The following is a 13,803-nucleotide window of genomic DNA, read 5'->3' as shown; positions in this document are numbered from 1 at the left end:
AACCCCCTGTAGGAGCGAGCTTGCTCGCGAAGGTCGTCAACGATAACGCGGGGCAATCAGGATTTACGCGCTGGTCTTGCGTTCTTTGCGAGCAAGCTCACTCCTACATGGATTTGCCCACTTCCCCATCACCTGCTAAACCTTGTTGCACATTGCCAATGACAAGGAAGCAGTCGTATGTCAGTCGAATCAGAAGTGTCCCTGGATGGGAAGAAAGCGACGATCACCGTTAAGGGGCGATTCGATTTCGGTAGTCACCAGGCTTTTCGTGATGCCTACGAAAAGTTCTACAAGGTGCCCGAGATCTACGTGGTGGACTTGAAGGAAACCACCTACATGGACAGCTCGGCCCTGGGCATGCTCCTGCTGCTGCGGGACCATGCCGGGGGTGACAATGCCGAAGTGCAGGTGGTCAACAGCAACTCCGACGTGCGCAAGATCCTCGCCATCTCCAACTTCGACAAACTGTTCGATCTCACTTGAGCGTCCTGGCCCCGGTCCTTGAGGCGCTGACGGTATTGATCGCGGAAGACAGCGCCGCCGATTTGCTATTGCTGTCGAGCATCGTGCGCCGTCAGGGCCACCAGGTACTGACCGCCAGCAACGGTGAGGAAGCTGTGGAAGTGTTCATCCGCGAGCGGCCGCAATTGGTGTTGATGGACGCACTGATGCCGGTAATGGACGGCTTCGAAGCGGCCCGGCAGATCAAGCAACTGGCGGGGGAGGCGCTGGTGCCGATCATCTTCCTGACTTCCCTGCGCGAGAGCGAAGCCCTGGCCCGGTGCCTGGATGCCGGCGGCGACGACTTCCTGGCCAAACCCTATAACCAGGTGATCCTCGCGGCGAAGATTAACGCCATGGACCGCCTGCGTCGCTTGCAGGCCACGGTGTTGCAGCAGCGCGACCTGATCGCCCGGCACCACGACTATCTGCTGCAGGAGCAGCGGGTCGCCAAGGCGGTGTTCGACAAGGTCGCGCATTCCGGCTGCATCAATGCCGCGCCGAATATTCGCTACGTGCAATCGCCCTACGCGCTGTTCAACGGTGACCTGTTGCTGGCTGCCTACACGCCATCGGGCGATATGCATGTGCTGCTGGGCGACTTTACCGGTCATGGTTTGCCGGCGGCGGTCGGCGCGATGCCGCTGGCGGAAGTGTTCTACGGCATGACTGCCAAGGGTTACGGCCTGGCGCAGACCCTGCGGGAGATGAACGCCAAGCTCAAGCGCATCCTGCCGGTGGACATGTTCTGCTGCGCCACCTTGCTATGCCTCAGCGCCCAGCGCCGCGCGGTGGAAGTGTGGAACGGCGGCATGCCCGAGGGTTATGTGCATGACCTCGCCACCGGCAAGCGCACGCCGCTGGTGTCGCGGCATTTGCCGTTGGGCGTATTGGCGGCCGAGGCGTTTGATGACCGCACTGAAGTCTGGCCGATGGCGCTGGGCGACCGGGTGTTTCTACTGTCGGATGGCGTGCTGGATACCGCTGATGTCCATGAGCAATTGTTTGGCGCCGAGCGTTTGCAGCAGGTGTTTGAGGCCAACCGTGAGCCGGACCGGTTGTTCGAGGAGATCGAGCAGGCCCTGGCGGCTTTTCGTGGCGAGGTGCGCGATGACGTCAGCATGGTGGAGATCAGCCTGCAGGCGGGTGAGCCCTTGCGTTCGCCGTCGGTGGTGTATTCCGACAGTGGCCAGTCGTCGCCGCTGGATTGGTCGGTGAGCTTTGAGTTTCGTGCCGAGACGCTCAAGTCCTACAACCCTTTGCCGTATTTGTTGCAGCTGCTGTTGGAGATCCACGGGCTGCGGGAGCAGAGCGGGGCGTTGTATAGCGTGATGGCTGAGTTGTATTCCAATGCACTGGAGCATGGGGTGCTGGGGCTGGATTCGCGGCTCAAGCGTGATGCTCAGGGGTTTGCGGCGTATTACCGTGAGCGTAATGAGCGGCTGGCGCGGTTGGACAGCGGGTTTGTGCGGGTGCACCTGGATGTAGTGCCGACCGGGGAGGGTGGTTGTCTGACCTTGCGGATCGAGGACAGCGGGCCGGGGTTTGATGTGGAGGCGGTGCTGGCCAGGCCGCTGGATGTTGACCGTCTGTCTGGTCGGGGGTTGAGCCTGGTGCGGCAGTTGAGCAGCCAGGTAGGCTGGTCGGACGGCGGGCGGTGTGTGTGCGTGGAGTTTTCATGGAAGGCTCTGGCATAATCCGCCGATTCTTGATCAAGGAGCGAACAAGTGGCAGAGATTCATCTGGACCCCGATGTGCTGACTGGCTTGCAGGAGGTCATGGAGGGTGAGTATCCGAAGTTGCTCGACACGTTTCTCGATGACTCGCAGAAGCGGGTAGAGGCGCTGCGCAGGGCTCGTGATGATGCCAAGGCGTTGGGGCGGATTGCGCATAGCTTTAAGGGGAGCAGCGGTAACCTTGGGGCGGTGCGGTTGGCTGAGCTTTGTCAGTTGCTCGAGGATACGTCGGCCAAGCCTGTGCATGCGGACCTTGGGGGGTTGGTGGACGAGATTGACCAGGAGTTTTCGCTGGTGCGGCCGTTGTATGAGCATGAGCGGGGGCGGTTTCAGCTTTGACGCTTTTGGTGTGTATATCCGTTATTTGGGTAACGGCGGCTTATGGTTCCGCTCTTACAGCGGGTCACTTTTGAAAAGCCGGAATGCCGGCCCAGTCAAAAGTAACCAAAACGCTCTGCCCCGCCTGTCGGCGCCTCGCTGTGGCTCGGCGTTCCCTCACTCCGGCATTGCTCCGCGGGTCGCCGCGACGGGCCATCCATGGCCCGGCGCGGGTAAACCGGCGTCCTGCCGGTTTACCCGCTCCGCAATACCTGCGTTCGGCCTCGGGCTGAATGGGGCAGTCAGATCAAGATCAAAAGCAAGAGCACAGCGGCCTACAGGCCGGCTTGAGTGTTAGAAGCAGAGGCAAGATCCAGAGCGAAAGCAGGGCTGCTTTTCTGTGGGAGCGGGCTTGCTCGCGAAAAACCTGAGGGCGCCGCGCTCATTCAGGATGCCCGCGTCATCGTTAACGACCTTCGCGAGCAAGCCCGCTCCCACATTTGGACCGTGCCCGCTTCTGGTTTTGCTGTTGCTGTTGCTGTTGCTTCACCACACTCAAGCCGGCCTGTAGGCCGCTGTGCCCTTGATCTGCTTTTGATCTTGATCTTAGGCGCCCCGTTAAACCACGCTGGCCGAACGTAGGCAGTACGGAGCGGGTAAACCGGCAGGACGCCGGTTTAGCCGCGACGGGGCAGGGACGCCCCGTCGCGGCGGCCCGCTTCGTGCTGCCGGAGTGAGGGCACACCGAGCCTAGGCGAGGTGCCGAGTGGTGGGGCAAGAGCCTTTTGGTTACTTTTGGGCTCCTTTCAAAAGTGACCCGCTGTAAGAGCGGAACCCATACAAGCCATCCCCCAAATAACGGATATACACCCCCAAACCAAAACCTGGCCCAACTCTTGCTCTACCTCCTGTAACCGCACCCTCGACCCCTGTGCGGCGGAGACTCTTATCTATGGCAATCACCCCGAATTCGCTCCTGCAGGCGGCCCCAGCGGCCAAGCCTCAAGCGCCCGCTGCCAATCCACCGGCAGTGGCTGCGGACCCGCGGGACAAGGCCCCGGGCTTCGCTCAGGTGTTCGCCAAGCAAGCCCCCGCGCCCTCGGCAAAACCCACCGACACCACCACCAAATCGACCCGCGACAAACCTGCGGACGCCAGCACCAAGCCCGCCGCCAACAACGACAAGCCTGCCGCCGGCACTCCATCAGTTGCCGATAACGGCAAGACTTTGCCTGCCACCCCGCCGGCCAAGTCCGACACCCCGGACACCACCGCCAAGACCGACGACCCGGCCCCGGCAGACGACCCAACCCTGGCCCAGCAACCCCCGGTCGACCCAGCCGTCGACCCGGCGCTGATGGCCGCGGTAGTGCCTGTCCCGGTACCCGCAACGCCAGCACCCGTCGAAACACCGGCACCGGTCGCGGCGAAAGATGACAAGTCCCCGCCAGTAGTAGCGCCACCCTTGGCCGCTACCGACGACGCCAAGCCGGCCTTCGACCCAGAAGCCGACCCGCTGGACGCAATGCCCGCCGTACGCCTGGCCATGGAACAGGGCGGTCACGTGTCCGCCAGCAGCCAAACGCCAGCCAAAGGCACGCCGGCCCCGACCCAGGACCAGCCAACGGCCGCGCAAAACTTCGCCACTGGCCTGGCCAGCATGGTCGACCAGCAAGCGACCAAGGACAGCACCGACCAGGGCGGCGACAAAGCCTTCACCGGCCTGATCGATGGCGGCCTCAAAGACCTGAAAGACGCCCGCAGCGACACCCGTGTCGACGATTTCGCCAACCGCCTCGCCGCGCTGACCCAGGCCGCCACCCCGAAAACCGCAAATGCCCTGCCACCGGTGGCCAACGCACCACTGGCCATGCACCAGAGCGGCTGGACCGACGAGGTGGTAAACCGGGTCATGTACCTGTCCAGCGCCAACCTCAAGTCGGCAGAAATCCAGCTGCAACCGGCTGAGCTGGGTCGTTTGGACATCAGTGTGAAAATGTCCGCCGATCAACAGGCGCAGGTCACCTTCATGAGTGGTCATGCGGTGGTTCGTGAAGCACTGGAAAGCCAGTCAGGCCGCCTGCGGGAGATGTTTGCCCAGCAGGGCATGGGCCAGGTCGACGTCAACGTGTCCGACCAGTCCCGTGGCTGGCAGGGTCAGCAGGGCCAGGACCAACAACAGCAGAACCAGGCACGTGGCGTCAGTGGCAGTGGCGGGCGGGGCGATGGGGCTGATGGGGGTGGCATCGGTGAGGTGGCTGAAGTTGCCGCGCCGGTGTTGCAGTCAGTGATTGGCTCCAGCGCCGTGGACTATTACGCCTGATCCAAAGCCTGGCGATGATCGAAATGTGGGAGCGGGCTTGCTCGCGAAAGCGGTGGATCAGTCACCTTTTTATAGACTGACCCACCGCTTTCGCGAGCAAGCCCGCTCCCACATTGGTTTTGCAGTGTCGGCGAAACCGTGATCAAACAGACAACTCTGGCATAACACTTGCTCTTGCCTTTCCCCAGAACTATGAATCCCTGAATAGTGACGGATTATTGGCATGGCGAAGAGCGACGACGTAGCAAAACCACCCGCAGGCAAGGGCAAGCTCAAGCTTATCCTGCTGATTGTCCTGGCCTTGTTCCTGGCGATTGGCCTGTCCGTGGGGGCTACCTGGTACTTCATGCACAGTGCCCAGAGCAAACCGGCCGCGACGGCCGAGGTCAACCCTAACGTCAAGCAACCGGCAATCTTCGAGCCGATGCTTCCGGCGTTTGTCGCCAACTTCAATCAGAACGGCCGTCAACGCTACCTGCAGGTGAGCATTACCCTGCTGGCGCGGAACCAGGCAGACCTGGATGCCCTCAAGGTGCACATGCCAGTGATCCGCAACAACCTGGTGATGCTGTTCTCCGCACAAGGCTTCGACACCCTCGCCACTCCGGTGGGCCAGGAAATGCTGCGCCAGAAGGTCACTGCCAGCGTGCAGGAAGTGGCCCAGAAGGAAGTCGGCAAACCGGTGATCGAGCAGGTGCTCTTCACTAATTTCGTATTGCAGTAGGATCACGACATGGCCGTGCAGGACCTGCTGTCCCAGGATGAAATCGATGCGCTGCTCCACGGCGTCGACGATGGTCTGGTACAGACCGAAATGGCTGCCGAGCCCGGCAGCGTCAAAAGCTACGACCTGACCAGCCAGGATCGCATCGTCCGTGGACGTATGCCGACCCTGGAGATGATCAACGAGCGTTTCGCCCGTTACACCCGCATCAGCATGTTCAACATGCTGCGCCGCTCGGCGGACGTGGCGGTGGGCGGTGTGCAGGTGATGAAGTTCGGTGAATACGTGCACTCGCTGTACGTGCCCACCAGCCTCAACCTGGTCAAGATCAAGCCGCTGCGCGGCACCGCGTTGTTCATCCTCGACGCCAAGCTGGTGTTCAAGCTGGTGGATAACTTCTTCGGCGGTGACGGTCGTCACGCCAAGATCGAAGGCCGTGAATTCACCCCGACTGAATTGCGCGTGGTGCGCATGGTGCTGGAACAGGCCTTCATCGACTTGAAGGAAGCCTGGCAGGCGATCATGGAAGTCAATTTCGAGTACATCAACTCGGAAGTGAACCCGGCCATGGCCAACATCGTCGGCCCCAGCGAAGCCATTGTGGTCTCCACCTTCCACATCGAACTCGATGGTGGCGGCGGCGACCTGCACGTCACCATGCCGTACTCGATGATCGAGCCGGTGCGCGAAATGCTCGATGCGGGCTTCCAGTCCGACCTCGACGACCAGGACGAACGCTGGGTCAAGGCCCTGCGCGAAGACCTGCTGGACGTCGACGTACCCCTGAGCGCCACCGTGGCCCGTCGCCAGTTGCGTTTGCGGGATATTTTGCACATGCAGCCGGGGGACGTGATTCCCGTCGAACTGCCGGAAGAACTGATCATGCGCGCCAACGGCGTGCCGTCGTTCAAGGTCAAGCTCGGTTCTCACAAAGGCAACCTCGCGTTGCAAGTGATTGAGCCGATCAACCGTCGCTGATCCACACTAATTTCTGCTCCGCCGAGGACATGTAATGGCTACTGAACACGAAAACACTTCCGCCGAAGACCAGGCCCTGGCTGACGAGTGGGCGGCTGCGCTGGAAGAAACCGGCGATGTCGGCCAGGACGATATCGACGCGCTGCTGGCGGCCGATGCGGCCACCGCACCGGTGGGCAACCGCCTTCCCATGGAAGAGTTCGGCAGCGTGCCGAAGAACAACGAGCCGGTGACCCTGGACGGTCCGAACCTGGACGTGATCCTCGACATCCCGGTGTCGATCTCCATGGAAGTCGGCAGCACCGAAATCAACATCCGCAACCTGCTGCAACTCAACCAGGGTTCGGTGATCGAGCTGGATCGCCTGGCCGGCGAGCCGCTGGACGTGCTGGTGAACGGCACGCTGATCGCCCATGGCGAAGTGGTGGTGGTCAACGAGAAGTTCGGCATCCGCCTGACCGACGTGATCAGCCCGAGCGAACGCATCAAGAAGTTGCGTTGATATGAAGCGCTCATTGGTAGGACTGTTATCGACGCTGCCTTTGAGCGTACTGGCAGCAGAACCGGTCGCCCAGGCGGCCGCGCCGGCGCTCGGCAGTGGCGTTGGCGGGCAACTGACCCAACTGGTGCTGGGCTTGTTGTTGGTGGTGGGGCTGATCTTCGTGCTCGCCTGGGTGTTGCGCCGCGTACAGCGCATCGGCCCGGGCAATGCTCAGGTGATTGAGCTGGTGGGTTCGCGCGCCCTTGGCCCGCGGGACCGGCTGGTGCTGGTGCAAGTCGGCGAAGAGCAGATCCTGCTGGGCATCACCCCCGGCCGCATCACACCGTTGCACGTGCTCAAGCAGCCTGTGGAAGTGGCGCAGACCCAAGCGGCCACGCCGGAATTCGCCCAGCGCCTCATGGAGTTGCTGGGCAAGGATCAGAAGGATAAGAAGTAATGCGCGTTTTATTGACGCTCATGCTGTTGCTGGCAGCGCCGCTGGCGTACGCGGCGGACCCGTTGTCGATCCCGGCGATCACCCTGGGCACCAACGCGGCGGGCGCACAGGAGTATTCGGTCAGCCTGCAGATCCTGCTGATCATGACCGCGCTGAGCTTCATCCCGGCGTTCGTGATGCTGATGACCAGTTTCACCCGCATCATCATTGTGTTCTCGATTCTGCGTCAGGCCCTCGGCCTGCAACAGACGCCGTCGAACCAGATCCTGACCGGCATGGCGTTGTTCCTGACGCTGTTCATCATGGCGCCGGTGTTCGACAAGGTGAATCAGCAAGCCCTGCAACCGTACCTGGCGGAGAAAATGACCGCCCAGGATGCGATCGACAAGGCCCAGGGCCCGATCAAGGATTTCATGCTGTCGCAGACCCGCTCCAGCGACCTTGAGTTGTTCGTGCGGCTGTCCAAGCGTACCGACATCGCCAGCCCCGACATGGCGCCGCTGACCATCCTGGTGCCGGCGTTCGTGACCTCGGAGCTGAAGACTGCGTTCCAGATCGGCTTTATGATCTTCATTCCGTTCCTGATCATCGACCTCGTCGTGGCGAGTGTGCTGATGGCCATGGGTATGATGATGCTGTCGCCGCTGATCATTTCGTTGCCGTTCAAGATCATGCTGTTTGTGTTGGTGGACGGGTGGGCGCTGATTATCGGCACCCTGGCCGGCAGTTTCGGTGGGGTGTAGACGATGACGCCAGAAGTAGCGGTCGACCTGTTTCGTGAAGCCCTGTGGCTGACCACCATGATGGTCGCCGTGCTGGTGGTGCCGAGCCTGTTGGTGGGCCTGCTGGTGGCGATGTTCCAGGCCGCGACCCAGATCAACGAACAGACCCTGAGCTTCCTGCCGCGCCTGCTGGTGATGCTGATCACCTTGATCGTTGCCGGCCCGTGGCTGGTGCAAACCTTCATGGAATACATCCTGCAGCTGTACGGCAGTATTCCGCAGTTGATCGGCTGACCCCGTGAATTCGATGCTGGCGTTGACCGACACCCAGATCAGCACCTGGGTGGCCTCGTTCATCCTGCCGTTGTTCAGGGTCACGGCGGTGCTGATGACCATGCCGGTGTTCGGTACCACCCTGGTGCCGCGGCGCATTCGCCTGTATTTCGCGGTGGCAATTACTGTGGTGATTGTGCCGGCGTTGCCGCCGATGCCGCCGGTGAATGCCCTGGACCTCAGTGCGCTGATGCTGATCGCCGAGCAAATCATCATCGGCGCCTTGATGGGCTTCTCGCTGACGCTGTTCTTCCAGGCCTTCGTGATTGCCGGGCAAATCATCTCGATCCAGATGGGCATGGGCTTCGCGTCCATGGTCGACCCCACCAACGGCGTGTCGGTGGCGGTGATCGGGCAGTTCCTGACGATGCTGGTGACCTTGCTGTTCCTGGCCATGAACGGCCACCTGGTGGTTTTCGAGGTCATGACCGAAAGCTTCACCACCTTGCCGGTGGGTAGCGGGTTGGTGGTCAATCATTTCTGGGAGTTGGTGGGGCGCCTGAGCTGGGTGCTCGGCGCCTCGTTGCTGCTGGTATTGCCGGCGATCACCGCGCTGCTGGTGGTCAACATTGCCTTTGGCGTGATGACCCGGGCGGCGCCGCAGTTGAACATCTTCTCCATCGGTTTCCCGTTGACCCTGGTGCTGGGCATGGGGATTTTCTGGGTCGGCATGGCTGACATTCTCAATCAGTATCAACCGCTTGCGACTGACGCCCTGCAGTTTTTACGTGACTTGGCGCGGGCGCGGTAAGCCATGGCCGAGAGCGAGAGTGGCCAGGACAAAACAGAAGACCCCACGGAGAAACGTAAAAAGGACTCCCGGGAAAAGGGCGAGATTGCCCGTTCCAAAGAGCTCAACACCCTGGCGATCATGCTCGCCGGCTCCGGTGGCCTGCTGATCTACGGCGGTGGCCTGGCCCTGGACCTGATGGAGTTGATGCGCCTGAACTTCTCTCTGCCCCGTGAGGTGCTGCTCAGCCCGGGTGCCATGGGCTTGTACCTGCTGCACTCCGGCAAGATCGCGATCCTCGCGGTGCAACCGATCCTGATCACCTTGTTGCTGGCCGCACTGATCGGCCCGATTTCCCTCGGTGGCTGGCTGTTTGCCGCCGGCAGCATGGCGCCCAAATTCAGCCGCATGAACCCGGGGCCCGGGCTCAAGCGGATGTTTTCCACCAAGGCCCTGGTGGAACTGCTCAAGGCCTTGGCCAAGTTCATCCTGATCCTGTTTGTGGCGTTGACGGTGTTGTCGTCCGACATCGACGACCTGCTGCGCATCGCCCATGAGCCGATCGAGCTGGCGATCATCCACAGCGTGCAAGTGGTGGGCTGGAGTTCGCTGTGGATGGCCTGTGGGTTGATCATCATTGCCGCGGTGGACGCGCCGATCCAGCTGTGGGAAAGCCATAAGAAACTGCTGATGACCAAGCAGGAAGTGCGCGACGAGCACAAGGACCAGGAAGGCCGGCCCGAGGTCAAACAGCGGATTCGCCAACTGCAGCGCGAGATGTCCCAGCGCAAGATGATGGCTGCCGTTCCCGACGCCGACGTGGTTATCACCAACCCGACTCACTACGCCGTGGCGCTCAAGTACGACCCGGAGAAGGGCGGGGCGCCGATGTTGCTGGCCAAGGGCAGTGATTTCACGGCGTTGAAAATCCGTGAGATTGCCGTGGCCAATGACATCCTGCTGCTGGAGTCGCCGGAGTTGGCGCGGTCGATTTTCTACTCCACCGACCTGGACCAGGAGATTCCGGCCGGGTTGTATCTGGCGGTAGCTCAGGTGTTGGCGTACGTGTATCAGATCCGCCAGTACCGCGCGGGCAAGGGTAAGCGTCCGGATCCGCTCAAAGACCTGCCGATTCCACCGGATTTGCGTCGGGATTCCTGAGTTTTGTAGCGTCTGTGCCGGCCTCTTCGCGAGCAAGCCCGCTCCCACATTCGACCGCGTTTCTACAGAATGTACACGGTCAAATGTGGGAGCGGGCTTGCTCGCGAAGGCGTCCGCCCAGGCAACAAAAAACTCCTGAGCGTTCCCGCAATTGCATCTGGCAACGTTTAACTCGCTGGCGAGGGCGCTCCCACATTCGACCGCGTTTCTACAGAAGGTACACGGTCCAATGTGGGAGCGGGCTTGCTCGCGAAGACGTCCGCCCAGGCAACAAAGAACTCCTGAGCGTTCCCGCAATTGCATCTGGCAACGTTTAAATCGCAGACGAGGGCGCTCCCACATTCGACCGCGTTTCTACAGAAGGTACACGGTCCAATGTGGGAGCGGGCTTGCTCGCGAAGGCGTCCGTCAAGGCAACAAAAAATCTCCTGGGTGTTCCCGGAATTGCCTATGGCAACGTTTAAGTCGCTGGCGAGGGCGCTATGTCATCCAGTAGCCGATCAGCCAGCAACCGCCCAACCTCAATCAACTGCGCAATCCCCAGCGCGCCTTCCCGCCGCGATCCTTCCAGTTCAAAGGCAAAGTCGCAGGTCAGCGCATGGGCTGAAGCCAGTGTTTCGGTGAGGTTGACCAGCAGGTCTTCGGTGCTGAGGCCATCAATGACGGTGAATAGCACGACGGGGGCGTTGTGGGAGGAGGAATGGCTATCTTCGATAGCGCCTTTTTCGGCGTTGCGCAGGTTATGGGAAGTTGTTTTGGTCATGGTGACGCTCCTGGAGAATATGCTGGAGGTACCCTGAATTCACTCGGGCCGCGACGCCCGCCCGCTGCGTTTGCAGCGGTGCCCGAAGACTAGAGATCGACTTTCCCACCAGCAACTCTAAATACCTGTCGGATGTTTCGCCATCTCCCGCGAACGGGCTTGTGTGGCGAGGGAGCTTGCTCCCGCTGGGGTGCGAAGCGCCCCCAAATAAAGTTATCGCGGTTATTCAGGCAAAACGCGTATGCCGTTCTTGGGCTGCTGCGCAGCCCAACGGGAGCAAGCTCCCTCGCCACAGGTGATGTGTGTACGGCGGTAGCTCTTTGCTGCCCGCGAGGCCGATCTGCTCCCTCAAGCAAAAGTTGGAAGGCTTCTTGCAATACCGCCTCCAGGACGCCTCCCGGCGTCAAAAGTTTGCTTCAAGGAAACGAGGAATACCGGTGGATCGTTCTCAAATGCTCAACACGGCACGTGGCACCCTGACTGACCTCTCGCGAGGCAATCTGGGTGTGCCGTTGTTGTTGCTGGTGATGCTGGCAATGATGATGTTGCCAATGCCGCCGTTCCTGCTGGACGTGTTCTTCACTTTCAACATCGCGCTGTCCGTGGTCGTGCTGCTGGTGTGCGTGTACGCTCTGCGACCGCTGGATTTCGCGGTATTCCCGACGATTCTGCTGATCGCCACGCTGCTGCGGCTGGCGCTTAACGTGGCCTCTACCCGGGTGGTGATGCTCCACGGCCAGGACGGCCACGCCGCCGCAGGCAAGGTGATCCAGGCCTTCGGTGAGGTGGTGATCGGCGGTAACTACGTGGTCGGTATCGTCGTTTTCGCGATCTTGATGATCATCAACTTCGTGGTAGTGACCAAGGGCGCCGGGCGGATTTCCGAGGTGAGCGCGCGTTTCACCCTCGACGCGATGCCCGGCAAACAGATGGCCATCGACGCCGACCTCAACGCCGGCCTGATCGACCAGAACCAGGCCAAATCCCGCCGTCTTGAAGTCGCCCAGGAAGCCGAGTTCTACGGTTCCATGGACGGTGCCAGCAAATTCGTGCGCGGTGACGCCATCGCCGGCCTGCTGATTCTGTTTATCAACCTGATCGGCGGCATGGCAGTCGGCATCTTCCAGCACGGCATGACCTTCGGCGACGCCGGCAAGGTTTACGCCCTGCTGACCATCGGTGACGGTTTAGTGGCGCAATTGCCATCACTGTTGTTATCTACAGCAGCGGCGATCATGGTGACCCGTGCTTCGGGCTCCGAAGACATGGGCAAGCAGATCAGCCGGCAGATGTTTGCCTCGCCCAAGGCATTGGCCGTGGCGGCTGGCATCATGGCGATCATGGGCATCGTCCCGGGTATGCCGCATTTCTCCTTCTTGAGCATGGCGGCGCTGGCGGCAGGCGGTGCGTATCTGTTCTGGAAAAAGCAAAACAACATCAAAGTGATTGCCCAACAGGAAGTCGCACGCCAGCAGGAACTGCTGCCGTCACCGGCCCGGGCCCAGGAAACCAAGGAGTTGGGCTGGGACGACGTGACCCCGATCGACATGATCGGCCTGGAAGTCGGCTACCGCCTGATTCCCCTGGTGGATCGCAACCAGGGCGGCCAATTGCTGGCGCGGATCAAGGGCGTGCGCAAGAAGCTGTCCCAGGACCTGGGCTTCCTGATGCCCACCGTGCACATCCGCGACAACCTCGACCTGGCCCCCAGCGCCTACCGCCTGACCTTGATGGGGGTGATCCTGGCCGAAGCCGAGATCTACCCGGACCGCGAACTGGCGATCAACCCGGGCCAGGTGTTCGGTACGCTCAACGGCATTACCGCCAAAGATCCGGCTTTTGGCCTGGAAGCGGTCTGGATCGAAATCAGCCAGCGCAGCCAGGCGCAGTCGCTCGGCTATACCGTGGTCGACGCCAGCACCGTGGTCGCGACGCACCTCAACCAGATTCTGTACAAGCATTCCCACGAGCTGATTGGCCACGAAGAAGTCCAGCAACTCTTGCAATTGCTGGCCAAAGCCTCGCCAAAGCTCGCCGAAGAACTGGTGCCGGGCGTGCTGTCTACCTCGCAACTGCTCAAGGTGCTGCAGGCGCTGTTGGCCGAACAGGTGCCGGTACGGGACATTCGCAGTATTGCCGAAGCTATCGCCAACAACGCCGCCAAGAGTCAAGATACTGCCGCCCTGGTGGCCGCAGTGCGCGTCGGATTGTCGCGTGCAATCGTCCAAAGCATTGTAGGGCTTGACTCTGAGCTGCCTGTGATCACCTTGGAACCAAGGTTGGAACAAATATTGCTCAATAGTATTCAGAAGGCTGGGCAGGGCGCTGATGAAGGCGTGTTGCTGGAGCCAAGCATGGCTGAGAAACTGCAGCGTTCGTTGATTGAGGCCGCGCAGCGCCAGGAAATGGAAGGCCATCCGGTGATCCTGCTGGTGGCTGGCCCCGTCCGGGCGATGTTGTCGCGGTTTGGACGCCTGGCTATACCGAATTTGCATGTATTGGCTTACCAGGAAATTCCTGACAATAAGCAAGTGACTATCGTCGCGACAGTAGGGCCCAACGGCTGAGGTAGTGGG

14 protein-coding genes are annotated in these 13,803 nt (G+C 61.0%); 13 read left to right on the top strand and 1 reads right to left on the bottom strand.

All coding sequences use genetic code 11. The annotated features are described in order from the left end of the window. The first annotated feature begins 177 nt into the window (after positions 1-177). From ACA046_RS23985 to flhB, 12 genes are all read left to right on the top strand, one after another. Positions 178-483 carry an STAS domain-containing protein gene (locus ACA046_RS23985; RefSeq protein WP_076015151.1) on the top strand — a complete coding sequence of 102 codons (306 nt, stop codon included), beginning with the start codon at positions 178-180 and terminating at the stop codon, positions 481-483. After that, positions 480-2,198 (top strand): ATP-binding SpoIIE family protein phosphatase, encoded by a 1,719-nt coding sequence (locus ACA046_RS23980; RefSeq protein WP_459022924.1) that lies wholly within the window; start codon positions 480-482, stop codon positions 2,196-2,198. The genes ACA046_RS23985 and ACA046_RS23980 overlap by 4 nt, the downstream gene beginning before the upstream one ends. Positions 2,199-2,228: 30 nt before the next feature. Continuing rightward, the gene (locus ACA046_RS23975) at positions 2,229-2,576 is read left to right on the top strand and encodes an Hpt domain-containing protein (protein WP_076015153.1); all 348 of its coding nucleotides are present in this window, start codon (positions 2,229-2,231) and stop codon (positions 2,574-2,576) included. A 931-nt stretch (positions 2,577-3,507) separates the two neighbouring features. Then, complete coding sequence (locus ACA046_RS23970) at positions 3,508-4,878, top strand: flagellar hook-length control protein FliK (RefSeq protein WP_497675119.1); 1,371 nt, start codon at positions 3,508-3,510, stop codon at positions 4,876-4,878. 223 nt (positions 4,879-5,101) lie between these two features. Further along, positions 5,102-5,602, top strand: a complete 501-nt coding sequence (fliL, locus tag ACA046_RS23965; RefSeq protein WP_459022918.1) for a flagellar basal body-associated protein FliL — start codon at positions 5,102-5,104, stop codon at positions 5,600-5,602. Positions 5,603-5,611: 9 nt separating this feature from the next. After that, positions 5,612-6,580 (top strand): flagellar motor switch protein FliM, encoded by a 969-nt coding sequence (gene fliM, locus ACA046_RS23960; protein WP_010166091.1) that lies wholly within the window; start codon positions 5,612-5,614, stop codon positions 6,578-6,580. A 34-nt stretch (positions 6,581-6,614) separates the two neighbouring features. Continuing rightward, positions 6,615-7,082, top strand: a complete 468-nt coding sequence (gene fliN / locus ACA046_RS23955) for a flagellar motor switch protein FliN (RefSeq protein ID WP_063028102.1) — start codon at positions 6,615-6,617, stop codon at positions 7,080-7,082. A 1-nt stretch (position 7,083) separates the two neighbouring features. Beyond that, on the top strand, positions 7,084-7,518 hold the full coding sequence (fliO, locus tag ACA046_RS23950; RefSeq protein ID WP_167663644.1) for a flagellar biosynthetic protein FliO: 435 nt from the start codon (positions 7,084-7,086) through the stop codon (positions 7,516-7,518). Beyond that, positions 7,518-8,261, top strand: coding sequence for a flagellar type III secretion system pore protein FliP (gene fliP / locus ACA046_RS23945; RefSeq protein WP_003214554.1), 744 nt, complete (start codon positions 7,518-7,520; stop codon positions 8,259-8,261). Before fliO ends, fliP begins: the two co-directional genes overlap by 1 nt. A gap of 3 nt (positions 8,262-8,264) precedes the next feature. Further along, positions 8,265-8,534 carry a flagellar biosynthesis protein FliQ gene (gene fliQ, locus ACA046_RS23940; protein WP_003214552.1) on the top strand — a complete coding sequence of 90 codons (270 nt, stop codon included), beginning with the start codon at positions 8,265-8,267 and terminating at the stop codon, positions 8,532-8,534. A gap of 13 nt (positions 8,535-8,547) precedes the next feature. Next, complete coding sequence (gene fliR, locus ACA046_RS23935; RefSeq protein WP_076015158.1) at positions 8,548-9,324, top strand: flagellar biosynthetic protein FliR; 777 nt, start codon at positions 8,548-8,550, stop codon at positions 9,322-9,324. Positions 9,325-9,327: 3 nt separating this feature from the next. Next, positions 9,328-10,464, top strand: a complete 1,137-nt coding sequence (gene flhB / locus ACA046_RS23930; protein WP_093207489.1) for a flagellar biosynthesis protein FlhB — start codon at positions 9,328-9,330, stop codon at positions 10,462-10,464. Between the two features lie 460 nt (positions 10,465-10,924). On the opposite strand, the gene ACA046_RS23925 is transcribed toward flhB, so the two are convergent. Continuing rightward, positions 10,925-11,227: a DUF6124 family protein gene (locus tag ACA046_RS23925; RefSeq protein ID WP_497675118.1), complete on the bottom strand. Its 303-nt coding sequence runs from the start codon at positions 11,225-11,227 to the stop codon at positions 10,925-10,927. 452 nt (positions 11,228-11,679) lie between these two features. Here ACA046_RS23925 and flhA point away from each other — a divergent pair, with 452 nt between their 5' ends. Next, on the top strand, positions 11,680-13,794 hold the full coding sequence (gene flhA / locus ACA046_RS23920) for a flagellar biosynthesis protein FlhA (protein ID WP_218585839.1): 2,115 nt from the start codon (positions 11,680-11,682) through the stop codon (positions 13,792-13,794). The last annotated feature ends 9 nt before the right edge of the window (positions 13,795-13,803 follow it).

Source organism: Pseudomonas sp. LBUM1641, assembly GCF_059716235.1.
The sequence above is the reverse complement of the archived record's forward strand: the minus strand, read 5'-3'. Positions and strand labels throughout refer to the sequence as shown.

Bases quoted from the DNA above. Each gene is read 5' to 3' on its own strand.
- ACA046_RS23985 (WP_076015151.1), top strand. From the start codon at position 178: ATGTCAGTCGAATCAGAAGTGTCCCTGGATGGGAAGAAAGCGACGATC.
- ACA046_RS23970 (WP_497675119.1), top strand. From the start codon at position 3,508: ATGGCAATCACCCCGAATTCGCTCCTGCAGGCGGCCCCAGCGGCCAAG.
- fliL (WP_459022918.1), top strand. From the start codon at position 5,102: ATGGCGAAGAGCGACGACGTAGCAAAACCACCCGCAGGCAAGGGCAAG.
- fliM (WP_010166091.1), top strand. From the start codon at position 5,612: ATGGCCGTGCAGGACCTGCTGTCCCAGGATGAAATCGATGCGCTGCTC.
- fliN (WP_063028102.1), top strand. From the start codon at position 6,615: ATGGCTACTGAACACGAAAACACTTCCGCCGAAGACCAGGCCCTGGCT.
- fliO (WP_167663644.1), top strand. From the start codon at position 7,084: ATGAAGCGCTCATTGGTAGGACTGTTATCGACGCTGCCTTTGAGCGTA.
- fliP (WP_003214554.1), top strand. From the start codon at position 7,518: ATGCGCGTTTTATTGACGCTCATGCTGTTGCTGGCAGCGCCGCTGGCG.
- fliQ (WP_003214552.1), top strand. From the start codon at position 8,265: ATGACGCCAGAAGTAGCGGTCGACCTGTTTCGTGAAGCCCTGTGGCTG.
- fliR (WP_076015158.1), top strand. From the start codon at position 8,548: ATGCTGGCGTTGACCGACACCCAGATCAGCACCTGGGTGGCCTCGTTC.
- flhB (WP_093207489.1), top strand. From the start codon at position 9,328: ATGGCCGAGAGCGAGAGTGGCCAGGACAAAACAGAAGACCCCACGGAG.
- ACA046_RS23925 (WP_497675118.1), bottom strand. From the start codon at position 11,227: ATGACCAAAACAACTTCCCATAACCTGCGCAACGCCGAAAAAGGCGCT.
- flhA (WP_218585839.1), top strand. From the start codon at position 11,680: ATGCTCAACACGGCACGTGGCACCCTGACTGACCTCTCGCGAGGCAAT.